This is a genomic window from Bradyrhizobium sp. TM102 (genome assembly GCF_009176685.1).
In the GTDB taxonomy this organism is placed as follows: domain Bacteria; phylum Pseudomonadota; class Alphaproteobacteria; order Rhizobiales; family Xanthobacteraceae; genus Bradyrhizobium; species Bradyrhizobium ottawaense.
Genome location: NZ_AP021855.1, coordinates 1,602,725 through 1,623,876 on the forward strand (window position 1 = coordinate 1,602,725; position 21,152 = coordinate 1,623,876).

General features: G+C 64.6%; 22 protein-coding genes and 1 pseudogene. 7 read left to right on the forward strand and 16 right to left on the reverse strand.

What is annotated here, in order from left to right:
• Positions 1 to 19: 19 nt before the first annotated feature.
• Together GDN70_RS07500 and GDN70_RS07505 are read right to left on the reverse strand one after the other, a co-directional pair.
• Positions 20 to 238 carry a hypothetical protein gene (locus GDN70_RS07500; protein WP_028142158.1) on the reverse strand — a complete coding sequence of 73 codons (219 nt, stop codon included), beginning with the start codon at positions 236 to 238 and terminating at the stop codon, positions 20 to 22.
• A 220-nt stretch (positions 239 to 458) separates the two neighbouring features.
• Positions 459 to 1,904: a TAXI family TRAP transporter solute-binding subunit gene (locus GDN70_RS07505; protein WP_028142157.1), complete on the reverse strand. Its 1,446-nt coding sequence runs from the start codon at positions 1,902 to 1,904 to the stop codon at positions 459 to 461.
• Between the two features lie 404 nt (positions 1,905 to 2,308).
• Here GDN70_RS07505 and GDN70_RS07510 point away from each other — a divergent pair, with 404 nt between their 5' ends.
• Both GDN70_RS07510 and GDN70_RS07515 read left to right on the forward strand, forming a co-directional pair.
• Complete coding sequence (locus tag GDN70_RS07510) at positions 2,309 to 2,656, forward strand: DUF3307 domain-containing protein (protein ID WP_049801962.1); 348 nt, start codon at positions 2,309 to 2,311, stop codon at positions 2,654 to 2,656.
• A gap of 272 nt (positions 2,657 to 2,928) precedes the next feature.
• The gene (locus GDN70_RS07515) at positions 2,929 to 3,327 is read left to right on the forward strand and encodes a hypothetical protein (RefSeq protein WP_028142155.1); all 399 of its coding nucleotides are present in this window, start codon (positions 2,929 to 2,931) and stop codon (positions 3,325 to 3,327) included.
• Here GDN70_RS07515 and GDN70_RS07520 read toward each other — a convergent pair.
• A complete protein-coding gene (locus GDN70_RS07520; protein ID WP_028142154.1) occupies positions 3,324 to 3,647 on the reverse strand; it encodes a YkgJ family cysteine cluster protein in 324 nt (107 codons plus the stop codon). The genes GDN70_RS07515 and GDN70_RS07520 overlap by 4 nt on opposite strands.
• 18 nt (positions 3,648 to 3,665) lie before the next feature.
• Complete coding sequence (locus GDN70_RS07525) at positions 3,666 to 4,364, reverse strand: YafY family protein (RefSeq protein ID WP_026202551.1); 699 nt, start codon at positions 4,362 to 4,364, stop codon at positions 3,666 to 3,668.
• Between the two features lie 112 nt (positions 4,365 to 4,476).
• Between GDN70_RS07525 and GDN70_RS07530 the strand changes: the two genes are divergently transcribed.
• Both GDN70_RS07530 and GDN70_RS07535 read left to right on the forward strand, forming a co-directional pair.
• A complete protein-coding gene (locus tag GDN70_RS07530) occupies positions 4,477 to 4,737 on the forward strand; it encodes a hypothetical protein (RefSeq protein ID WP_018321420.1) in 261 nt (86 codons plus the stop codon).
• Positions 4,738 to 4,775: 38 nt separating this feature from the next.
• Positions 4,776 to 5,504: a glutathione S-transferase family protein gene (locus tag GDN70_RS07535; RefSeq protein WP_152102349.1), complete on the forward strand. Its 729-nt coding sequence runs from the start codon at positions 4,776 to 4,778 to the stop codon at positions 5,502 to 5,504.
• 151 nt (positions 5,505 to 5,655) lie between these two features.
• Here the strand turns inward: GDN70_RS07535 and GDN70_RS07540 are convergent, their stop codons facing one another.
• The 9 genes and pseudogenes from GDN70_RS07540 to GDN70_RS07585 all read right to left on the reverse strand — a co-directional run bounded on the left by GDN70_RS07540 (position 5,656) and on the right by GDN70_RS07585 (position 14,613).
• Positions 5,656 to 6,807 (reverse strand): ABC transporter substrate-binding protein, encoded by a 1,152-nt coding sequence (locus tag GDN70_RS07540; protein WP_038950093.1) that lies wholly within the window; start codon positions 6,805 to 6,807, stop codon positions 5,656 to 5,658.
• Between the two features lie 89 nt (positions 6,808 to 6,896).
• Complete coding sequence (locus GDN70_RS07545) at positions 6,897 to 7,316, reverse strand: thioesterase family protein (RefSeq protein WP_028142151.1); 420 nt, start codon at positions 7,314 to 7,316, stop codon at positions 6,897 to 6,899.
• Positions 7,317 to 7,328: 12 nt separating this feature from the next.
• Positions 7,329 to 8,090 carry an SDR family NAD(P)-dependent oxidoreductase gene (locus GDN70_RS07550; RefSeq protein WP_028142150.1) on the reverse strand — a complete coding sequence of 254 codons (762 nt, stop codon included), beginning with the start codon at positions 8,088 to 8,090 and terminating at the stop codon, positions 7,329 to 7,331.
• 27 nt (positions 8,091 to 8,117) lie between these two features.
• Complete coding sequence (locus tag GDN70_RS07555) at positions 8,118 to 10,001, reverse strand: feruloyl-CoA synthase (RefSeq protein WP_152102350.1); 1,884 nt, start codon at positions 9,999 to 10,001, stop codon at positions 8,118 to 8,120.
• Positions 9,998 to 10,807 carry a crotonase/enoyl-CoA hydratase family protein gene (locus GDN70_RS07560; RefSeq protein WP_095424653.1) on the reverse strand — a complete coding sequence of 270 codons (810 nt, stop codon included), beginning with the start codon at positions 10,805 to 10,807 and terminating at the stop codon, positions 9,998 to 10,000. Before GDN70_RS07560 ends, GDN70_RS07555 begins: the two co-directional genes overlap by 4 nt.
• Positions 10,808 to 11,069: 262 nt before the next feature.
• Positions 11,070 to 11,527 (reverse strand): annotated as a pseudogene (locus tag GDN70_RS07565) (DUF3237 domain-containing protein).
• A gap of 12 nt (positions 11,528 to 11,539) precedes the next feature.
• Complete coding sequence (locus GDN70_RS07570) at positions 11,540 to 12,859, reverse strand: TRAP transporter large permease (protein WP_038971320.1); 1,320 nt, start codon at positions 12,857 to 12,859, stop codon at positions 11,540 to 11,542.
• Positions 12,860 to 12,861: 2 nt separating this feature from the next.
• Positions 12,862 to 13,371 (reverse strand): TRAP transporter small permease, encoded by a 510-nt coding sequence (locus GDN70_RS07575; protein ID WP_018321429.1) that lies wholly within the window; start codon positions 13,369 to 13,371, stop codon positions 12,862 to 12,864.
• A 225-nt stretch (positions 13,372 to 13,596) separates the two neighbouring features.
• Complete coding sequence (locus tag GDN70_RS07585; RefSeq protein ID WP_028142145.1) at positions 13,597 to 14,613, reverse strand: TRAP transporter substrate-binding protein; 1,017 nt, start codon at positions 14,611 to 14,613, stop codon at positions 13,597 to 13,599.
• Between the two features lie 263 nt (positions 14,614 to 14,876).
• Here GDN70_RS07585 and pobA point away from each other — a divergent pair, with 263 nt between their 5' ends.
• Both pobA and GDN70_RS07595 read left to right on the forward strand, forming a co-directional pair.
• Positions 14,877 to 16,046, forward strand: coding sequence for a 4-hydroxybenzoate 3-monooxygenase (pobA, locus tag GDN70_RS07590; protein WP_152102351.1), 1,170 nt, complete (start codon positions 14,877 to 14,879; stop codon positions 16,044 to 16,046).
• Positions 16,047 to 16,267: 221 nt separating this feature from the next.
• The gene (locus tag GDN70_RS07595; RefSeq protein ID WP_028142143.1) at positions 16,268 to 16,687 is read left to right on the forward strand and encodes a PaaI family thioesterase; all 420 of its coding nucleotides are present in this window, start codon (positions 16,268 to 16,270) and stop codon (positions 16,685 to 16,687) included.
• 153 nt (positions 16,688 to 16,840) lie between these two features.
• On the opposite strand, the gene GDN70_RS07600 is transcribed toward GDN70_RS07595, so the two are convergent.
• Positions 16,841 to 17,725, reverse strand: coding sequence for a LysR family transcriptional regulator (locus GDN70_RS07600; RefSeq protein WP_152102352.1), 885 nt, complete (start codon positions 17,723 to 17,725; stop codon positions 16,841 to 16,843).
• Positions 17,726 to 17,845: 120 nt separating this feature from the next.
• Between GDN70_RS07600 and GDN70_RS07605 the strand changes: the two genes are divergently transcribed.
• On the forward strand, positions 17,846 to 18,475 hold the full coding sequence (locus GDN70_RS07605; RefSeq protein WP_028142141.1) for a pyridoxamine 5'-phosphate oxidase family protein: 630 nt from the start codon (positions 17,846 to 17,848) through the stop codon (positions 18,473 to 18,475).
• 176 nt (positions 18,476 to 18,651) lie between these two features.
• On the opposite strand, the gene GDN70_RS07610 is transcribed toward GDN70_RS07605, so the two are convergent.
• Positions 18,652 to 19,383: an ABC transporter ATP-binding protein gene (locus tag GDN70_RS07610; protein WP_152102353.1), complete on the reverse strand. Its 732-nt coding sequence runs from the start codon at positions 19,381 to 19,383 to the stop codon at positions 18,652 to 18,654.
• On the reverse strand, positions 19,380 to 21,149 hold the full coding sequence (locus GDN70_RS07615) for an ATP-binding cassette domain-containing protein (protein ID WP_050995605.1): 1,770 nt from the start codon (positions 21,147 to 21,149) through the stop codon (positions 19,380 to 19,382). The genes GDN70_RS07610 and GDN70_RS07615 overlap by 4 nt, the downstream gene beginning before the upstream one ends.
• Between the last annotated feature and the right edge of the window lie 3 nt (positions 21,150 to 21,152).

The following is a 21,152-nucleotide window of genomic DNA, read 5'->3' on the forward strand; positions in this document are numbered from 1 at the left end:
CCGTCGCTGGCGTGGTGCCTTACCTGAAATGCGGCGGCTCGTCGTAGCCACGGCGGCTGCTGAAGAACAGCAGCACCATCAGCCCGACGCCGACAATGACGGAAAACCCCGCGCCCAGTGCCAGCGCCACATAGCCTTCCGTCGGGATCGGCTCACCTTCGACCGCCATTGCGGAATAGGCGAAGTAGCCGGCCGCCGCCAGCATTCCCAGAAGGACCATGATGAGGAGTGCACGCATGCTGCGGTCTCCGGTTGCAACCGGAAACCAACGGTTGCAGATGGGCTGGGTTCCAGACGAGCGGTCGTCACGATCTCTCTCTCGTGCCCCGGGCGCAGCGCAGCACGGAGTGATGCGCTGCAGAGCCGGGGCTCATCCAGCGCAAGCTGCGGTTCCTGGGTCCCGGCTCGGCGCCGCAACGCCTTCGGCATTGCAGCGGCGGCGCCAACCGGCGCGGCCGTCAGGCGCTCTGGGCAGTCTTCACCACCACGACATTGCTGTCGTCGTGCTGGGCAGGGCCGCCGCCCTGCACCGTCTTCTCGGTTTCGCCGGCATGGCGTTTCAGATAGTCGCGGCGCATGCCGATCTCGTCGCGGACGAACTCGTAACCGAGCTTGAAGGTGTCGAGCCCGTCGGTACTGATCGTGCCGTCCCTGAGACCGATGACGGCGCCGCGCAAGATGCCCTCCAGCTCGTCCTGGAGACATTCGAGCTGGTCCAGAGAGTGGGCGTGCTCGATCCGCTCGCCGATGTCGAGGATGGCGGTGGAGAGCTCGCTGGCCTTCTCCGGCGCGATGCGGGTGATCTTGGCGTAGATCGCCGCGAAGATCGAGCCGATGACGCTGAGCGCGGCGGCGCCCAGATACATCAGGTCGCTGTACTTATCCATGAACGATTTGGTGTCGTCGTTGATGTAGTCGGCCGCCCCCTGGTGCGCCATCACGAAGGCGTCCTTCTCGGTCGAGGCCGGCTCAATTCTGCTGGCAAAGCCGTTGTCGAGCCCGAGCGCGGATTTGTTCTCGTAGATGGTGCGTGCCAGCTCGCCCGCCGTGGATGGGGACATCCTGGATTGCGTGACCAGCAGCCATTCGAGCCCGACCGTGTCGAGGTCGTCGTCGGGAATTTGCGGCGAGGTCGACAGCGTGCCTGCTGTCAGCGTCTCGCTGGAAATGCCCGGGAGCTTGCGCGCCAGCGCCTTGGCCTCGTCGATCGCGTTGAGCGTGAAGCCGCCGCGCTTGGCGACCTGCTCATAGGCCTTGTCGCGCACCGCCCTGGAGGCATGAACGATGGCGATCACCGCGCCAAAGCCGTTTGACGGCGCAAACAGCTTGTCGAGCGTCGTGCCCTGCGGCGCCATCTGGATCCTGGCGGCGTCCGGACCGTCGGGGATGTCGAGGATGCCGCGGACGAAGGCGAGGGAGGATTCGTTCTCGGCGAGAACGGCGACCTTCTTTTTCTTCAGCTCGGCGATCGACTTGATCTTCTTGTTGCCGGGACCGAGCAGAAGCACGAGGTCGTGCTCGAGGATCGCGAGCGTGCGCGCCCGCAGCGGCACCTTGGCGTCGGTACGCAGCACGGCAAGATCGGCCTGCTTGCGGTCGAACTGCGCGAGCGCCTTGGCGTTGTCGGCGTTGTTGACGACCTTGATCCGGAAGCGCGAGGCGTTGCTCTTCAGCAGGGCGGCGAGCTTTGCCGCGAACAGCGCCTCGTCGCTGTTGGGAGCGCCGACGGCAAAGGTCAGCGTCTCCGAATTGTGCAGCATGGCACGGCCGCCCCAGACGGTGGCGAGCGACAGCAGCAGGGTCAGCACGACGTAGAGGAAGACCTGTTGCTGATTGGTCTTGATCACCTTGGGGCGCCGCGGCGGCGGCTCGATCGGGGATGCGGTGGGGCCTTCAGTACTCATGGCAGCACTCTGGCCTTATTCTCCGGTGACGGACGGCTCGCGGACGTGATCGCGGCGGGCGCCCTGCAATTCCTAAACGTCTGAAAAAAGAATGATATTCTGTACCGGCAATGATAGCGCGCCGGGACCGGAATGCAAATTTCGAGCCGAGGGTAACCTTACTCGACGCGGACGCGGCGAAAGGTCATCCTATCACCGGTTAGCCACACTTGGCGATTTTCCGGTTCCCCCCGGCTGCATTCCGCCGCGGGAGATGTCATAAATCGAAGGTCCCGGCGATTTGACCGGTCCAAGAAGAAGTTGCGCTGAACGCTCCAATTTTTCTTGTCACCTCAATGAGGGCGTCGGCTTTGTCGTTTCCACCCATGTCATCGGCGATTCCGGTCGAAGCGCTCATTGGCTGGATGTTGCTGCTCACCTTCAAGCACATCATCGCCGATTTCGTTCTCCAGACGGCCTGGATGGCGCACGGCAAGGACCAGAAGCACGGCTGGGCCCTGCCGCTTCTGGTGCATTGCCTGATTCACCTTGCGGTTGCGCTGCCCTTGATCCTGATCGTCGCGCCGAAATTCTGGTTCGTGGCCTTTATCGACTTCGTGATCCACATCACGATCGACCGCGCCAAGGGACTGGTCTCGGCGAATTTCGGCGTCGACCTTGCGCATCCCTGGTTCTGGACCCTGATCGGCGTCGACCAGGCCCTGCACCATCTCACCGGCTTCGGCCTCTCCATCTTCATGGCGGCGAACTGAGGGGAGTGGCCTCGGGGCGACGGTCGGGCCTGTATGGTTCGAGACGGCGCTACGCGCCTCCTCACCATGAGGGGATAGTCTGTCAGCAGTTCCAGACCTCATCCTGTGAGGAGCCCGCCGAAGGCGGGCGTCTCGAAGGATGGCCGCGGAGAGCTCCCCGCCGCCTCCGATTCGCGGCCCACGCGCAAGCACCCCGGGTGACTACCGGGCAGCGTGGTTAACCTTTCATTAGAGAATTGCGCTGCATCTTCCGCACACGAGGGAGAACTGCAATGTTTTCAAGCCGCGACACTTTTGAGAGCGATTTCTGCCCGGTTCGCGACGAGCTCCTTGGCGAGATGTATCGCGCCAGCGAGGGTGGCCTGCCGAGGCTGGTTGAGAGTGTTTCTCCTGACGCGCGCGCCAGGCTGGCGCTGTTCTGCTATCGCCGCAGCCATCTGCACTCGTTGGCGGTCGCGATCGCAGGGAGCTGCAACGAGCGCGACCTGATCGAAAACGGCGGCCGCGTCGGCTCGACGCTCTATGCGCTGTCGCGCGAAGGCACGGCGAAATCCTCGCCGTCGCTATCGGGCGGGCGCAAGCCGATCACGCTGTCGACCAAGCCGCTCTCGGTGCTCGCACCGCTGGACGACGAAATCGACGACGAAATCGGCGAAGCCGTTCCGGCCTAACTTGCTTCGATAGCCGGAAGCCCGAACTTCCGCCGCGCCATCGCGCATTCGGCGTCGCCGGGCATGCAGGTGCGGCACACCTCCGGCCGCATCGCATAGATGCCGCATGCGGTCGCGTTTCCGATATCCCCTTGCAAGGCCGAACAGCGATCGCCCTCGCAACGCATGCCGGATTGGCGGTCGTTGACCAGCGCTTCCGGAATCGCGGCAAGCTCTTCGTCGCTCTCGATCGAGAAGCGCGGCCAGTTCGCCGAATAGCCGCAGCAGGCGCCGCAACTCTGGCAAAAGCTCGACAGATCGACGGGGGAGTTCTCTTCCATCGTCCTCACATGTCCTTGTCAGGTGTCTTTGGGCGGGCCCCAGACCAGGCTCTGCCGCCATCTCGCGCGCAGCACGTCGCGCCGCTCCGGATATCTCTCGTCGAGATAGTTGGCGTCGACCACGCGGTCGGTGCGGAAGCTGCGGAAGTCGCCGCGTAGCTCGCACCAGGCTGCCAGCAGGCGCACGGCTTCGAGGTAGCCGACCGAGATCGGCCAGATCATGCGCTCGCTGGCGCGGCCCTGCTCGTCGCGATAGCGCAGCATGATCTTCTTGCCTTCGTGGATCTGGGTGCGCGTGCGTACCATGTCCAGGCGGTCCGGCTCCCTGTTCCAGCTCGGCCGAGCCCGGCTCGCCGGCTCCAGCACGAAAGGACGCAGGCGCTCGGGCACGGTGTCGGCGATCTTGGCCATCAGATCTTCGGCCGCGCGCGCGAGTGCCGAATCGGCATGGCCGGCGACCCATTGGGCGCCCAGCACCGCCGCCTCGATCTCGTCGGGCGTCAGCATCAAAGGCGGGAGATCAAATCCCTTTTCCAGGATGTAGCCCATGCCGGCTTCACCGCGAATCGGCACGCGCTGGCCGATCAGCGTCGCGATGTCGCGATAGATCGTGCGCTTCGAGGTCTCGAGCTCGGCCGCGATGGCGTCCGCCGTCAGCGGCTTACGCGTGCGCCTCAGCACCTGGATGATTTGAAACAGCCGGTCGGCGCGTCTCATGCTGGTCCCTTGTCGGTGATCTTTTCAGAAAGCGGCGCGCTGCTGCTGACAGGATGTTGGCAGCAGGGAGGTTCTATACCGGGACAACACATCGACTGAAGAGGATTTGTCCATGATCATTCCGACCCATTTCGGCCCGGCTATTCCGATGTTGCGGGCACAGGCGTGGTCCGCATCGGCGTTCGGCCGCCTCGTTTCGCTCGATCTCATGGCCGTCGACCTCCGGTTTGCCCTTGCGAGCGTGGTGGCACGCCCGCTGATCCAGGCCGCGGACGCGCTGGTCCGCCATGTGATGGGCCGTGCCTGGCGGGGGGCCCGTTTCGCAGAAGATATCACGGCTGCTGCCACCATGGTGGCAGCAGCCCGGCACTAGGTTCCGTCAACTTTTTCGGTGGTTCAGGAGAAGCTTTCATGATCACGCTCTACGGATTTGGCACCGGCTTCGGCCTGCCGGAAATCAGCCCCTTCGTCACCAAGACGGAGGTGCAGCTCAAGATGGCGGGACTGCCCTACCGGAAGGAGCGGGCAATGCCGCCCGCCTCGCCCAAGGGGCAGCTGCCCTTCATCGACGATGGCGGCGAGGCGGTGGCCGATTCCACCTTCATCCGCGCCCATATCGAGCGCCGATACGGCTTTGATTTCGATGCCGGGCTGTCGCTGACCGACCGCGCGCAGGCCTGGGCGTTCGAACGGATGATCGAGCACCACATCTACTGGGGGCTGGTCGGGGCGCGCTGGGTCGATCCGGTCAATTTCGCCAAGGGGCCTGCGCATTTCTTCGACGGCGCGCCGGAGCACAACCGCGAGAAGCTGCGCGAGGATGCGCAATTCCGCGTCGCCGAGAACTATCTGCTCTCGGGCCTCGGCCGCCATGGGCCCGATGACGATGTCGAGCTCGCTGTGCGCTCGCTGTTCGCGCTCTCGGTGCAGCTCGGCGACAAATCCTATCTGATGGGCAACAAGCCTTGCGGCGTCGACGCCACCGCCTTCGGTATGCTCGCCGGCATCCTCTCGCCGTTCTTCGAATCGACCCTGCGTGAGCGTGCCGAGGGCTTTCCGAACCTCACCGCCTATGTCGATCGCATGATGGACAACTACTACCCCGAATTCGCCTGGACCCCGCTGCGGCAGGCGGCTTGAGGCCGCCGTATCCGCGGGCTCGGTGCCCCTCTCCCGCAAGCGGGAGAAGGGGCGCACCGGCGCCTGGGGCCCGCAGCTCGATCTCAAATCCGAAAAACAAAAGAGCCGGCCCATCGGGCCGGCTCTCGTTGTCTCTCAACTTTCGCCGTGTCTATTTCACCAGCGAGTACTTGCCGTTCTTCACCGTCAGCAGGATGCGCGAGCGGTCGTCGAGGCCGTAGCGGTCCTTTTCGGTGAAGTTGTAGACGCCCTGGCTCGCCGCCAGCTCCTTCTCCGTCAGCAAGGCCTGGCGGATCGCTTCGCGGAATTCCGGCGTACCGGGTTTTGCGGTCTTCAGCGCGGTCGGGATGATGCGCTTGAGGATCTCAAAGGCGTCGTAGGAATGGCCAGCGAACTGGCTGCGGCTGTTCGGGCCGTACTTTGCCTCATACGCGGCGTTGAGCGCGAGACCCGGCTTCTTGGTGGCGGCTTCGTCCGGCTGGTCCTCGGGGTCCATCACCGGACCCGACGCCATCAGCACGCCTTCGGCCGCTTTGCCGGCGATGCGGATGAAATCCATGCTGGCGGCGCCGTGGGTCTGATAGATCAGGCCCTGATAGCCGCGTTCGCGCAACTCGGTCTGCGGCAGCGCGGCCGCGGTGCCCGACGCGCCGACCAGGATCGCATCCGGGTTGGCGGCGACCAGCTTCAGCACCTGTCCGGTCACCGACGTATCGGGACGGGCGAAGCGCTCCTCGTCGACGATGGTCATGCCCATCGGCACGGCCTGGGCTTTAAGGTCGTTGAACCAGAGGTCGCCATAGGAGTCGGAATAGCCGATATAGCCGAGCGTCTTCACGCCCTTGCTCTTCATGTGCTCGTACAGCACCTTGCCCACGATCGGGATCGGCTGCGGCATCGCCACCGACCACTTCATGCGCTCGGGCGTGATCGGGAAGGGCGCCAGGCCGAAATGCGGAATGCCGGCTTCGTTGGCGACGTTGGAGACCGCGATCGTCGGCGGCGTCAGCGCCGAGCCCATGATGATGTCGGCCTTGGATTCGGTCACGAAGCGGCGGGCGTTGGTGGTCGCGGTGGTGGGATCGCCGCCGTCGTCGAGCACGATCACCTTCAGCGGCACGCCGCCGATTTCCTTCGGCACGAATTCCAGCGCGTTGCGCTCGGGAATGCCGAGCGCGGCGCCGGGGCCGGTCGTGGTGGTGGTGATGCCGATGGTGATTTCGCTGGTCTGGGCCAGCGCGGGCAGCGCCGGCAGGGCAAGCGTCGCCGCGGTGATGGCGGCGGTCAAGTAAAAGCGTTTCATCTATTCCTCCCTTTACGTGTTTCTTTGAAAGCAGAAATCGGGGGGTAATTCAGCCCCCTCTTTTGGCGATGCGGCGATTAGCTCCGGACTTAACTCCCCGTGAATTTGGCTACCATTTCCGCCGGGAACGGTGCCGATTTCAGCTTGTCGGGGTTAACGGGATCGCGACCGACCAGGACGCGGGTCTCAAAACCCTCGATCGCCAGCGCGTCACCCTTGTAGACGTTGTGCTTCACCTCGAAGCTCGAACGCTTGATGCTCTCGATCTTCGTCTCGATGGTGATCCAGTCGCCATAGGTCGAGGGGATGTAGAACTTGGACCGCGTGTCGACCATGGGGATGCCCACCAGGCCGTACTTGCGGACCAGATCCTGCTTGGAGAATCCGGCGACCTCGAACAGGGTCGAGGTCGAATCGTCGAACATCGCGAAATAGCGCGGGTAGTAGACGATGTTGGCGGGGTCGCAATCGCCCCACTGGATCTGTACGTCGCGCCGGTTCACGAACATGTGTCGCGCGCCTTATTTCGGTGCCATACGCAGCGAGCCGTCGAGGCGCACCACTTCGCCGTTCAGGTAGGAGTTCTCGACCATGTGCAGCGCGAGCGCGGCGAACTCGTCGGCATGGCCGAGCCGGCGCGGGAAGGGGATCGCGGCGGCGAGCGAGTCCTGGGCTTCCTGCGGCAGGTTCGCGAGCAGCGGGGTCAGGAACAGGCCGGGCGCGATGGTCAGCACGCGGACGCCGAACTGCGCCAGCTCGCGCGCGATCGGCAGCGTCATGCCGACGATGCCGCCCTTGGAAGCCGAATAGGCGGACTGACCGATCTGGCCGTCATAAGCGGCAACGGAGGCCGTGTTGATGATGACACCGCGCTCGCCGGTCGCCTGCGGCTCCAGCTTGGACATCTCGGTGGCGGCCAGGCGCAGCATGTTGAAGGTGCCGATCAGATTGACCTTGATCACCTTGTCGAAATCGGCGAGCGCCATCGGGCCGTCGCGGCCGACGACGCGCTTGGCAACGCCGATGCCGGCGCAATTGACCAGCACGCGCGGCGCGCCAAGAGCCTTGGTCGCCTGCGCGATCGCAGCTTCAGCGGAAGCGGCGTCGGAGACGTCGCAGGTAATCGCCACGCCCTTGATCTCGGCGGCAACGGTCTCGGCGAGCTTGGCATTGAGATCGCAGACCGCGACCTTGGCGCCCTGCGCCGCAAGTTTTCGCGCGGTGGCGGCGCCAAGCCCCGATGCGCCGCCGGTGACGATGGCTGCCTGATCTTTCAACAACATGGCGTTCTCCTGTGGCTTATGTCCGGGTTAGCCGACCGATATCACACGGTCCGATGGATTGGCAGCGTAGAGCTCCTCGATCAATTCGATGCGGTGCTCGAGCACGGCGCGCTGGTTGATCGAACCCTTGTCGGTGACTTCGCCCTTGTCGATCGAGAGCGGCGCGTCCATCAGGATCGCGCGCGTGATCCGGGTCGAGGAACCCGTGGCTTGGCTGAGGAAACGGGTCAGGCGCTCGCGAAAAGCCTCGCGCACCAGCCGGTCGCGTGTTGCGACGACGAGATCGTCGGTCGGCAGCGTCGGATTGATCAGCCGGCAGCCATCGAGGTCGAGCACGACCAGCGCCGAGACCTCGTCACGATTGATGCCGGCGATGACGACGTCGCGCACCAGCGGGGCGCAGGCCGCCGTGAGGCGCGCGCGCAGCGGGCCGACGCTGACCCAGGTGCCGCTGGCGAGCTTGAAGTCTTCACCGACACGGCCGTCGAAATCGAAGCCTGCGTTGAGATCATCGGGATCGGCGGGCTTGAGCGCATCACCCATCATGTAAAATCCTTCCTCGTCGAAGGATTTTGCGCTGATGTCGGGCTGGCGCCAGTAGCCGGGCATGACGTTCGGCCCCTTGGCGCGCACTTCCAGCTTGCCGTTGTTCGGCACCAGTTTCGCGTCGTTGCCCGAAACAGGCAGGCCGACATGGCCGGAGCGGCTGGTGCGCGGATTGACCGACATGAAGAACGGCGCGGTCTCGGTCGCACCGAGCCCGGTCAGCATCGGAACCCGATAACCTTTTTCCTTCACCGCGAGCTCGTCGAGGCTGTTCCAGATGAATGGCGACAGCGCGGCGCCGGAGAAGAACATCGCGTGCAGCCGGTCGAAGAACTTTGCTCGCAGGCCCTGGTCGTCGCGCAAATAAGGTAGCAGCGATTCATAGCCCTTCGGCACGTTGAAATAGACCGTCGGCGAAATCTCCTGGAGATTGCGCACGGTCTCCTCGATGCCGCCGGGCATCGGCTTGCCGGCGTCCAGATACATCGAGCCGCCGTTATAGAGCGTCAGGCCGATATTGTGGTTGCCGCCGAAGGTGTGATTCCAGGGCAGCCAGTCGATGATGACGGGCGGCTCGTCCTTGAGGAAGGCGAGCGTCTCGCGCAACATCACCTGGTTGGCGCAGATCATGCGCTGGGTGTTGATGACGGCCTTGGGATTGCCGGTCGAGCCCGAGGTCAGCAGGAATTTCGCGATCGTGTCGGGGCCGATCTTGCCGTGGACATCGTCGAGATCGGCGCGGATCGGCGTTGCCATGAGGTCGGCGAGCAGGGTGACGTCGCGGCCTGGCACCTCGCCGTAGGACGCGGCGATCTCGGTCCCGAGCGAGACGTTGGCGGCAAGCGCATCGGCGAACTTGTCGGCATCCTCGGCGAAGACAAGGCCGGGCGTCAGCAGCTTCATCAGGTAAGAAAGCTTGCCGTAATCCTTCGACACCAGCGAGTAGGCCGGCGACACCGGGCAGAACGGAATACCGGCATAGAACGCGCCGAACGCCAGCAATGCGTGGTCGATCGAATTGCCGGAGAGGATGACGACCGGCCGCTCCGCCGACAGGCCGCGCGCAATCAGGCCGGACGCAATGTGACGGCTCGCGACCAGCAGCTCGGCGTAAGTGATCTTGCGCCAGCCGCGGCCGCCTTCGCGCTCGGCCATGAAGACGCGGTCGGGCGAGGTGCTGGCCCAGTGATGCAGGCGGTCGGTGAGGCGAACGGGATAGTCGCCGAGCGCCTGTTTCGGCCGCAGGTAAATCGTGCCGTCGTCGCGGCGTTCGATGTCGACGACGGGATCGCCGAATGAAATGGGCCGCAGCGGGAAAGTGCTCGCGCCGCGCTCCATGCTGGAAGAGGACGGCTGCGCGCTCATGACTTGGGCTTTACCTTTGCGGTCTTGTGTTCGAGGAATTCGCGGATCCTGCGCTTTGCCTCTTTGTCGCTCTGCGCGACGGTCGCCATCAGCGATTCCATCAGCAGGCCGGTCTGCGGATTGGCCTCCGCGATCATCGGCAGCGCCTGGAGAACGGCGAAATTCGTCAGCGGCGCGTTGGAGGCGACCTTGGTCGCAAGCTCCATCGCCTTGCCGAGCCCGTTGCCGGCCTCCGTGACATATTGCGCGAAGCCGTAGGAGGCGCCTTCGGTCGCGCTGTAGACGCGGCCCGTCAGCATCATGTCCATCATCCTGGCGACGCCGATCAATCGTGGCAGCCGCACCGAGCCGCCGCCGCCGACGAAGATGCCGCGCTGTCCCTCCGGAAGCGCGAAATAGGTCGAGGGCTCGGCGACGCGGATATGCGCCGAGCAGGCAAGCTCCAGCCCGCCGCCGATCACGGCGCCCTTCAGCGCCGCGATCACGGGGACCCGGCTGTACTGGATGCGGTCGAACACCCGGTGCCACATCTGGGAATGCAGCAGGCCGCCGGTCGCGTCATGCTCGGTCAGCTCGGAGAGGTCGAGGCCGCTGGAGAAATGGTCGCCGATGCCGTGGATGACGACCGCGCCGATATCCTCGGGCAGGGACGCAAAACACTCGCCGATTTCCAGGATGATGCCGTCGTTGAGCGCATTGCGCTTGGCCGGCCGGTTCAGACCCACGGTCAGAACCCGGTCCGCCCTCTCGATCCTCAATAGCCCGGAGGCGCCCGCGTCAGCGGTTCCGGCGTTTCCCTGTGTCATTTGCGTCCTTGTCAGAATAGTTATGTTGTATAACGAATTTCGGGGGAGTCAAGGTGGGGCGGCAGAATGCTGCTCCGCACACAATGTCGTCCCTGCCTAGCGCGCAATCGCGCACGGGACGCAGGGAGCCTTAACCCCAGGGAGAGATCTGGCGGAGACCCATTGTTCGGTATTCCGACCGCCGGCAACCGATAGATCACGCGGTATGGGTCCCGGCTTTCGCCGGGACGACGAGCGGAGAGCGTTGAAAGGCCGCCGCCCTTCACATCACCTGATGCACGTCGATCACGACGCGATCCGCATGGCGCGCGGCTGAGCCGACGAAAATGTGCTGCATCAGCCAGCGATAGTTCTCGTGCCCGGTCTCGAACCGCGGCACGGTGCGGAAATAGATCAGCTCGGGATCGACCGGCTCGCCGCGCTTGAGCTTCTGCAGCAGCTCGACCGGTCCGAAGCGCATGCCCTTGTTCTCGACATAGACAATGGCGCCGTCGTCGGTCTCGAAGGCGTACTTCGCCTCCAGGTCGATCAGCTCGTTGGGGCGGATGGTCTGGAAGTCGGCCCCGAACGGCAGCACCTTGCCTGATATCGCGCCCGTGACCTCACCGCCGATGATCGGGATGATGCGGCGAACACCGATGCCGGTCTCGCCGGCGCGACCTCGCCGATTTTGGCGGTGATGGTGAAGACGTACTTCGTCTCGAGCGTCGGTGTCGTCATCGCTTCACCCTGTCAATTCGCCATCATCCGCGTCGGCAGCCAGGTCGCCAGCAGCGGGAAGGCGATCAGGATCACGAGGCGGATCAGGTCGGTGACCACGAACGGAATCACGCCCTTGAAGATCGTGGAGAAGGAGACGTCCTTCACCACGCTCTTGATGACGAAGACGTTCATGCCGACAGGCGGGTGGATCAGGCCGAGCTCGACGGTCATGACGATGATGACGCCGAACCAGATCGGGTCGAAGCCGAGATGCGTGATGACGGGGAAGATGATCGGCACGGTGAGGATGATCATCGCCATGGCGTCCATCAGGCAGCCGAGCACGAGATACATCACCATGATCAGCGCCAGCACGCCGTAGCTGCCGAGACCGAGGCCGGTGAGGAATTCGGTCACTTTCTGCGGCGTCTGCGTCACCGTGAGGAAATAGCCGAAGATCAGCGCGCCGATCAGCACGGTGAAGACGGCGGCCGCGGTGCGCGTCGCCTGGAGCAGCGAGGCCAGGATCTTCTCGCGGTCGAGGCGGCCCGTCAGCACGCCGATGATGAACGCGCCGGCGGCGCCGACGCCGCCCGCCTCCGTCGGCGTGAAGCGCGGCAAATAGGGCAGGCCGTAGAGGCCGCCGATCACGAAGATGAACAGCAGCGCCGGCGCCCAGATCTCCTTCAGGCCGGCAAAGCGCTCGCGCCACGGCGTCACCTTGCCCTTGGGCAGGAAGTCGGGACGGAAATAGCCGATCAGGAAGATCGTGATCATGTACATGCTCATCGCCAGCAGGCCCGGGATGATGCCGGCGATGAAGAGCTTTCCGATGTCCTGCTCGGTGATGATGCCGTAGACGGCGAGCACCGTGGAGGGCGGCAGCATCGCGCCCAGCGTGCCGCCCGCCGCGATCACGCCGGTGGCGAACGATTGCGGATAGCCGAAACGGCGCATCTCGGGATAGGCGACGGCCGAGAAGGTCGCGGCGGTCGCAACCGACGAGCCGCAGATCGCGGCAAAGCCGCCGCAGGCGCCGACGGTGGCGATGCCGAGGCCGCCGCGCAAATGCCCGACGAAACCGTTGGCGGCGCGGAACAGCTCGCGGCTCATGCCGGAATTGGACACGAACGAACCCATCAGCAGGAACATCGGGATGACGCCGAAGGTGTAGTCGGTGACCGTGCGCATCGAGGTCTGGCCGACCAGCTTCAGGGCGGCCGTCCCGTTGACGAGATAGGCGAAACCGGACACGCCGACGAGGCCCATGGCCATGCCGACGGGCACGCGCAGCAGCATCAGGACAAACAGGGAAACGAAGCCGATTACGGCGACGGCATCGGTGCTCATGATTACTCCGTCGCCTTCAATTTGGGATCGTGCATATCTTCGGGGTGGAAGATCAGGCGGTAGGTGCGGATCGCGATCAGCAGCACGGCGCAGACGTCGCCGACCCAGGCGATCGCGAAGAACGGCCAGGTCGGCATGTGCATGTCGAAGGTCAGGACGTTGTCGTTGTAGGTGCCGCGCACCTTGTCGAACAGCGTCCAGGTCTGCACGGTCACGACGAACAGCAGCACCAGGGTTGCGAACACGTCGATCCAGCGCTGATGGCGCGGCCCGACATTGCCCCAGACGAGGTCCACCGTGATGTGGGTGCCGCGATAGGAGGTCGCGGCGATGCCCCAGAAGATGAGGATGCCGAGCAGCATGCGGCCGATGTCGAACGAATCAGGGATCGAATAATTCAGCGTGTTGCGGAGCAGCACCGACAGGAAGATGTCGAGCGCGACGATGCCGACGAAGCCGGCCGCGATCCATTCGATCGTGTCGATGATGCGGTCCATCCAGGAGCGCTTCATGGGTGTGTCCTATCGAGTGTCGTCATTCTCGCTCTCGACTCCGGCGGCGGCTCTTGCCTCTCCCCGCGTGCGGAGAGAGGCCGCATCGCATCGGAGATGCGATGCGGGTGAGGGGGACTCTCCGCGAGTCCATCTGTCACTCTTTTTGCGGACGCAGCCCCTCACCCCAACCCTCTCCCCGTAAGGACGGGGAGAGGGGGAGGAAGGACCGATCGCGTCGCGGCGTCACTCCGCCAACGCGTTGTACTTCTTCAGCGACGCCTTCAGCTCGCTAAGCGCCGCGTCCGGATCGGCGCCGGCCTTCTTGGCGCCCTCGGACCAGGTCTTCACCAGCGGCTCGGCGGCCTTCTTCCAGACGGCGGTCTGCTCGGGCGCCAGCTTGTAGACCTCGTGGCCGGATTCCGCCTTCACCTTGTCGATGCCCGCATCCTCGAACTTGCCCCAGTGCTCGCCGACCACGCCCGCCATTTCGACCGAGCAGTTCTTGTCGATCGCGGCCTTCTGCTTGTCGGACATCGCGTTGTACTTGTCCTTGTTGATCACGAACACGAAGGTCGTGGTGTAGAGCGGCGCCTCCATGTCGTATTTGGTCACCTTGTCGATGCCGAACAGCACCAGGGAACCCCAGGGGAAGGTGACGCCGTCGGCGACGCCGCGCTCGATGATGTCGCGGACCTCAGGCGCCGAGGACTGCACATTGGTGCCGCCGAGCGAGGTCACGAAGTTCGCCATGGTGGCATGCGCCGGGCGGATCTTCATGCCCTTTACGTCTTCAGGCAGCACGATCTTCTTGGTCTTGGAATGGAAGGAGGAGGGCGAGTGGACGAAGGCGAGACAGTATTTGACGTCCTTCATCTCCTTCTCGGCATATTTGCGATACCAGGCGTCCAGCCCCATCGAGCCGCCCTTGGCGTCCGAGATCAGGAACGGCAGCTCGCCGGCGCCGACGATCGGGAAGCGGCCGGGCTGGTAGCCGGGATTGACATAGGTGACGTCGGCGATGCCGTCGCGCGCCATGTCGTAATGATCGAACGCCTTGCCGAGCTGCTGGGCCGGAAACACCTTGCCCTTGATGGTGCCGCCGGAATCCTTCTCGACCGCGGCAGCCCAGTCTTCCAGCGACTTCTGCAGCGGATGCGAAGCCGGCACCCAGTGCGAGATCTTCAAATCGAAGGTCTTGTCCTGCGCGAAGGCAGGCGTCACGCTTGCGGCCAGCAGCAACGCCAGACAGGCTTTCCTCATCACACGTCTCTCCCTGTTTTCGATGGCGGGCTTCGATGGCCCGGTCTCGTTAATTAACATGTTATCTAATCGGCTGGCGCGTTCAAGCCGGAACTGGCGCGCACTTCGCCGCGCCGTCTGCGTCAGCCATGCTGCATGGATTTGTCGCTGCCCGGCGACGGCCCTCCCCTTTTGCCCAACCGTTATATGATATAATTATCGTGCGCGGAGCAACGCGACAAGCGAGCCGCGAGCAAAGCCTACAGGATCGGAAGGAGCAAGTATTGCGGACAAAAGTCGCAATCATCGGGGCCGGACCGGCCGGATTGTTGCTTGGGCAACTGCTGCACGCTTGCGGCATCGACAATGTCATTCTGGAGCGGCAGAGCCCGGATTACGTGCTCGGTCGAATCCGCGCCGGTCTGCTCGAGGAGGGAACCGTCGCGCTGCTCGATCAGATCGGCGCCGGGGCGCGGGCGCATGCCGAAGGCCTGGTGCATGAAGGCATCGAGCTCGCCTTTTCCGGCCGCCGTCACCGCATCGACATGAAGGGTGCGACCGGCAAGACGGTCATGATCTACGGCCAGACCGAGGTCACGCTCGATTTGATGAATGCGCGGAAGGCCGCCGGTCTGATCTCGGTTTATGAGGCCAAGGACGTTCAGCCGCATGATTTCGACGGCAGTCACCCGCGCGTAACCTGGGAGAAGGACGGCGTCACCCACACGCTCGATTGCGACTTCATCGCCGGCTGCGACGGCTTTCACGGCGTCAGCCGCGCCAGCGTTCCGACCTCGGCGATCGAGGAGTTCGAGCGGGTCTATCCCTTCGGTTGGCTCGGCATCCTGTCGGAGACGCCGCCGGTCAGCCATGAGCTGATCTACTCCAACCACGCGCGCGGCTTTGCGCTTTGCACCATGCGCTCGACCAGACGCAGCCGTTACTATGTGCAGTGTTCGCTCGACGACCATGTCGACCAATGGCCGGACGAACGCTTCTGGGACGAATTGAAGCGCCGGCTCGACCGGGAGGCGGCCGACAGCCTCGTCACGGGCCCCTCGATCGAGAAGAGTATTGCGCCCCTGCGCAGCTTCGTCGCCGAGCCGATGCGCTTCGGCCGGCTGTTCCTGTGCGGGGACGCCGCCCACATCGTGCCGCCGACCGGCGCCAAGGGACTGAATCTCGCCGCCAGCGACGCACATTATCTGTCGGGCGCGCTGCGCGAATTCTACGACGAGAAATCCAGCGCCGGCATCGACGCCTATTCCACCACGGCGCTGGCGCGGGTCTGGAAGGCGGTGCGCTTCTCCTGGTGGATGACCTCGATGCTGCACAAATTCCCCGACACCGGCACCATCGGCGCGCGCATCCAACTCGCCGAGCTCGACTACGTCACGCAGTCGCAGGCCGCGATGACGTCGCTGTCGGAGAATTATGTGGGGTTGCCGTTTTAAGACAGTCCGTAGGGTGGGCAAAGGCGCTCTTGCGCCGTGCCCACCACCTTCCCATGATTGCGAACGCGCGTGGGCACTCTTCGCTTTGCCCACCCTACGGCGCCGTCATTGTGGCGCCTTCCGTTTCAAACACTCGCGCAAATTCCGTTTGAAACTTTGTAATTGATGCAACCGTCACGTCTATCGCGTTCAATGCCGGCGACCAGCAACGCGAGACCGCCATGACCTCTCCCGACATCCCCACCGGCTTCGAGCCGCATTTCCGCAAAGCGCCGCTCACCGATCCCTGGGAGCCGCTCTATTCGAAGAAGTCCGACAAGGGCGTCACCGTGGGGCTGCGTCTGGCGACGCCGCACACCAACGCGCGCGGGCTGATTCACGGAGGGCTGATCGCCGCGCTGGCCGATGCCGCCATGGGCTATAGCTGCGCCCAGGCAACGGGCTGGACCACGTCGTTCGTGACGATCTCGCTGTCGGTCGACTATGTCGGCGCCGCCGAGATCGGCCAATGGCTCTCGGTCGAAGGTGAGGCGATCAAGACCGGCTCTACGATCTGTTTTGCACAATGCCTGGTCAAAGCCGACGATGCCGTGATCGCGCGCGCCAGCGGCACGTTTCGGGTGGTGCCGAAGAAGGGGTGACGCTCTCGCTCTCCGTGTCCCGGACGCGGTGCGGCGCGAAGTGCCGCTCCGCAGAGCCGGGAGACCCATGCCTCGGCATGATATCGCGCCGCCTTTTGGGCCCCGGCTCAGCATCGCATCACTGCGTGCTGCGATGCGTCCGGGGCACGAGAGCTACCCAAACCTCCACTCCGCCGTCTCCACCACGAGATCGACGAACGCGCGCACCTTGGCCGAGAGCAGCCGCGAGGTCGGGTAGATGATGTGGATCGGCAGCGCCGGCTGCTCGTACTTCGCCAGCACGATTTTCAGCCGTCCGCGCTTCAGCCCCTCGGCGGCCTGATAGGCCAGCACGCGCGTCACCCCGCCGCCGGCTTCGGCATATTGCAGGGCGGCGTCGGCGCTGTTGCTGATGAAGCGGGGCGATGGCGTGACCTCGATGTCGCGGCCGTCCTGCACGAAGTGCCAGCTGGCGAAGGGCCCGAACTGAATGGTCTGGTGTCCGAGCAACGCCTCCGGCGTCTTCGGCTCGCCGTGGCGTTTCAGGTAGCCCGGCGTCGCCACCACGATCCGCCGCATCGCGCCGACCTGGCGCGCCACCAGCGAGGAATCGGCGAGATGACCGATCCGCACCGCGACATCGACGGCGTCCTCCACGAGATTGACGAGATGGTCGGACAAGCGCAATTCCCCGCCGACCTCGGGATAGCGCTTGAGATAGTCGGTCATGACCGGCCCGACATGCAGCCGGCCGAAGCCGACCGGGGCCGATACCACCAACCGTCCGCTCGGCCGGTGGCGCTCCTCCCGCGCGGAGCCGTCGGCCTCCTCGACATCGGCGAGGATGCGCCGCGCGCGCTCCAGATAGCGCGTGCCGACGTCGGTCAATCTCACCTGCCGGGTGGTCCGCTGCAACAGCCGGGCGCCGAGATGCTCCTCCAGCGCCGCGATCAGCCGCGTTACCGCCGAGGGCGACAGGTGCAGCTTGCGCGCCGCCGGCGCAAAGCCGCGCAGATCGGCAACGGTGACGAAGACGTGCATGGCTTCGAGGCGGTCCATCTCATTATTGCGTATATCGCAACGATGAAGTGTCAAGCCGGTAGATTGTTTTGGCCGCCGGGAGGTACATTTTATCGAGGATAAACGCAGACATGCGCCGGGATTTCAGGAGATGTTCCGATGACGGCAACTCACACCTACGCCAGCGACGTGGCGTTCACGCCGGCGGTGAAATCGATCCAGACCCGAAAGGGATCACGCGAAGGCTATGCTCACGCCGAGCAGCGCGGCTGGCGCACCGAGGTCGATGAGAATCTCGCGTCGTTCCTGGCTGACGCCGACAGTTTCTATTTCGCCACTGCCTCGGCCGACGGCCAGCCCTACATCCAGCACCGCGGGGGTCCCAAAGGGTTCTTGAAAGTGCTGGACAAGCAGACGCTGGCCTTCACGGACTACGCCGGCAACCGGCAATACATCACGCAGGGAAACCTGTCCGAGAATCCCAAGGCCTACATCTTCGTGATGGACTACGCCCATCGCCGCCGGGTCAAGATCTGGGGCGAGGCGCGCGTGGTCGAGGACGACGAGGCGCTGACGACATCGCTGATGCCGAAGGGTTACCGCGCGCGGCCGGAGCAGGTGATCCTGTTCAAGATCGCAGCCTGGGACACCAATTGCCCGCAGCACATTCCGCAGAAGTTCGACGCAGGCGATGTGGCAGCGGCGTTGGCGGTGAGGGACGCGAGGATTGCAGAGTTGGAGGCCGAGGTGGCGGCGTTGAAGGGCGGTAAGGTGACAGGAGCTACGTAACGCCGCGCGCTTACCCTCCCCTGGAGGGGGAGGGTCGGTCGCGCGGAGCGCGAGCGGGGTGGGGTGATCTCTCAACACGGGCAGTGTTCTACGCGGAGGGACCGTCACCCCACCCCGCTTCGCACATCGCTGCGCTCTTTGCGAAGCGACCCTCCCCCTCCAGGGGAGGGTAAGAATCAGATCACGCTCTCACCTTCGTGCTGGAAGCCGAGATAGCTGGCCGCAACCCGCTCGTTCGCGGCGATATCGCTGGCCTTGCCGGAGAGCACGAACTCGCCGAGCTCCATCACATAGGCCTGGTCCGCGATCTTCAGCGCGGCCTGCGCGTTCTGCTCGACCAGCAGCACCGAGACGCCGCTGGCGCGGAGTTCGGTGACGATGCGGAAGATGTCGGCGACGATGATCGGGGCGAGGCCGAGGCTCGGCTCATCCAGCATCAGCAGCTTCGGCTCGAACATGAGCGCGCGCCCCATCGCGAGCATTTGCTGCTCGCCGCCGGAGAGCGTGCCGGCGAATTGCTTGCGACGCTCCTTCAGTCGCGGAAACAGCGTGTAGACGCGTTCCATCGAGGCTCTCGCCTTGCTTCGCTCGATGCGGAAGGCGCCGAGCTCGAGATTGTCCTCGACATTCATGGTCACGAACAATTCGCGGTGCTCCGGGACGAGGCCAAGTCCCATCGCGACGCGGTCCTCGATGTCGAGCCTGGCGAGATCCTGGCCGGCAAAGGTGACCCGGCCTTTCAGCGGCAGGATGCCCATGATGGCGGAGAGCAGCGTGGTCTTGCCGGCGCCGTTGGCGCCGACGATGGTGACGATCTCATTCGCGCCGACCTCGAGCGAGACCGAGCGCACCGCCTCCACCTTGCCATAGGCGACATGGGCGTCGGTGACCGACAACAGCGCGCTCATGCCGCCACTCCGAGATAGGCCTTGATCACTTCGGGATTGGTCTTGATCGTGGCGGGGGTGCCTTCGGCGATCTTGGTGCCGAAATCGAGCACCACGATGCGGTCGGCGAGGTTCATCACGAAGCCCATGTCGTGCTCGACCAGGAGGACGCTCATGCCGCCGTCGCGCAAGTCCCGCAGCAGCTTGGCGAGCTGCTGCTTTTCCATGTGGCGCAGGCCGGCGGCCGGTTCGTCGAGCAGCAGCAGCATCGGATCGACGCAGAGCGCTCGGGCGATCTCGACGATGCGCTGCTGGCCGAGCGAGAGGCTGCCTGCGAGCTGATGCATCTGGTCGGCAAGGCCGACACGCTCGATCTGGCGGGCGGCCTCCGCGAGCAGTTTGGCTTCGTCGGCGCGGTCGAGCCGCAGCATCGAGGCGATCGGCCCGGAATGGCCGCGCAGATGCGCGCCGATCGCGACGTTCTCCAGCACGGTCATGTCAGGGACCAGCTTCACATGCTGGAAGGTCCTGCTGATGCCGAGCTTGACGATCTCCTGCGGCGGCGCCTTGTCGACCTTCTTGCCGAGCACCGAGACCGAGCCTGACGTGGCCGACAGCACGCCGGTGATCAGGTTGAAGGTCGTGCTCTTGCCGGCGCCGTTCGGGCCGATCAGCGCGACGATCTCACGAGCCTGGACGTCGAAGGAGACGTTGTTGACGGCGACCACGCCGCCGAACTGTTTTCGCGCCTTGTCGACCTGGAGCAGGATATTGGACTCGCCGGGCGCGCGCGGACGCTGCTCCAGCTTCAGAGAGGTGTCCGGCTTCTTGCCGCTGGTCCGCTCCGGCAGGAACGACATCAGCCAGGGCCAGAGGCCGCCGGGCGCAAGTTGCAACAGCGCCACCAGCATGATGCCGAACACGATGGTCTCGACCTGGCCGGAGCCGGGCAGGATCAGCGGCAGATAGCTCTGCAGCACCTCTTTCAGGACCACGACGATCGCCGCGCCCAAAACGCCGCCCCAGACATAGCCGGCGCCGCCGACCACCGCGATGAAGAGATATTCGATGCCGGCCTGCGCGCCGAACGGCGTCGGGTTCACCGCGCGCTGGAGATGCGCGTAGAGCCAGCCGGAGAGGCCGGCGAGCACGGCGGCATGGATGAACACCAGCAATTTGGCGCGCGGCGTGTGCACGCCGAACGCCTCGGCGGCGACATGGCCGCGCCGTAGCGCGCGGATGGCGCGTCCGGTGCGGGAATCCAAGAGGTTCATCGTCAGCAGCGCCGAGAGGATCACGGCGACCCAGATCGCGTAATAGATCGAGCCGGGCGAGAGCATCTTGAACGTGCCGATCGACAGCGGCGGGATCGCCGAGATGCCGTCGTTACGGCCGAGAAACTCCAGCTTGCTGAAGAGATAGAACAGCCCGAGCCCCCAGGCGAGCGTGCCCAGCGGCAGATAATGGCCGGAGAGACGGACGGTGATCAGCCCGAGCAGCACCGCCAGCGATCCGCTGACCAATAGCGACAGCGGCAGCGTCAGCCAGGGCGACAGGCCGTAGGCCGTCGACAGCACCGCGGTGGTGTAGGCGCCGAAGCCGACGAAGGCTGCCTGTCCGAACGAGGTCAGGCCGCCGACGCCGGTCAGCAGCACGAGGCCCATCGCGACGAGGGCCGCGAGGCCGATATTGTCGAGCAGCACGATCCAGAACGGCGGCATGCCGGGGACGAACGGAATCACGGCCATGACGGCTGCGAAGACGATGATGGGAAGGCGGCTCTGCATTTC

Bases quoted from the DNA above. Each gene is read 5' to 3' on its own strand.
- GDN70_RS07560 (WP_095424653.1), bottom strand. From the start codon at position 10,807: ATGACACAGGGAAACGCCGGAACCGCTGACGCGGGCGCCTCCGGGCTA.
- GDN70_RS07500 (WP_028142158.1), bottom strand. From the start codon at position 238: ATGCGTGCACTCCTCATCATGGTCCTTCTGGGAATGCTGGCGGCGGCC.
- GDN70_RS07575 (WP_018321429.1), bottom strand. From the start codon at position 13,371: ATGAAGCGCTCCTGGATGGACCGCATCATCGACACGATCGAATGGATC.
- GDN70_RS07615 (WP_050995605.1), bottom strand. From the start codon at position 21,149: ATGCAGAGCCGCCTTCCCATCATCGTCTTCGCAGCCGTCATGGCCGTG.
- GDN70_RS07600 (WP_152102352.1), bottom strand. From the start codon at position 17,725: ATGGACCGCCTCGAAGCCATGCACGTCTTCGTCACCGTTGCCGATCTG.
- GDN70_RS07515 (WP_028142155.1), top strand. From the start codon at position 2,929: ATGTTTTCAAGCCGCGACACTTTTGAGAGCGATTTCTGCCCGGTTCGC.
- GDN70_RS07605 (WP_028142141.1), top strand. From the start codon at position 17,846: ATGACGGCAACTCACACCTACGCCAGCGACGTGGCGTTCACGCCGGCG.
- GDN70_RS07585 (WP_028142145.1), bottom strand. From the start codon at position 14,613: ATGAGGAAAGCCTGTCTGGCGTTGCTGCTGGCCGCAAGCGTGACGCCT.
- GDN70_RS07505 (WP_028142157.1), bottom strand. From the start codon at position 1,904: ATGAGTACTGAAGGCCCCACCGCATCCCCGATCGAGCCGCCGCCGCGG.
- GDN70_RS07610 (WP_152102353.1), bottom strand. From the start codon at position 19,383: ATGAGCGCGCTGTTGTCGGTCACCGACGCCCATGTCGCCTATGGCAAG.
- GDN70_RS07570 (WP_038971320.1), bottom strand. From the start codon at position 12,859: ATGAGCACCGATGCCGTCGCCGTAATCGGCTTCGTTTCCCTGTTTGTC.
- GDN70_RS07555 (WP_152102350.1), bottom strand. From the start codon at position 10,001: ATGAGCGCGCAGCCGTCCTCTTCCAGCATGGAGCGCGGCGCGAGCACT.
- GDN70_RS07535 (WP_152102349.1), top strand. From the start codon at position 4,776: ATGATCACGCTCTACGGATTTGGCACCGGCTTCGGCCTGCCGGAAATC.
- GDN70_RS07525 (WP_026202551.1), bottom strand. From the start codon at position 4,364: ATGAGACGCGCCGACCGGCTGTTTCAAATCATCCAGGTGCTGAGGCGC.
- GDN70_RS07510 (WP_049801962.1), top strand. From the start codon at position 2,309: ATGTTGCTGCTCACCTTCAAGCACATCATCGCCGATTTCGTTCTCCAG.
- GDN70_RS07545 (WP_028142151.1), bottom strand. From the start codon at position 7,316: ATGTTCGTGAACCGGCGCGACGTACAGATCCAGTGGGGCGATTGCGAC.
- GDN70_RS07520 (WP_028142154.1), bottom strand. From the start codon at position 3,647: ATGGAAGAGAACTCCCCCGTCGATCTGTCGAGCTTTTGCCAGAGTTGC.
- GDN70_RS07530 (WP_018321420.1), top strand. From the start codon at position 4,477: ATGATCATTCCGACCCATTTCGGCCCGGCTATTCCGATGTTGCGGGCA.
- GDN70_RS07550 (WP_028142150.1), bottom strand. From the start codon at position 8,090: ATGTTGTTGAAAGATCAGGCAGCCATCGTCACCGGCGGCGCATCGGGG.
- GDN70_RS07595 (WP_028142143.1), top strand. From the start codon at position 16,268: ATGACCTCTCCCGACATCCCCACCGGCTTCGAGCCGCATTTCCGCAAA.
- GDN70_RS07540 (WP_038950093.1), bottom strand. From the start codon at position 6,807: ATGAAACGCTTTTACTTGACCGCCGCCATCACCGCGGCGACGCTTGCC.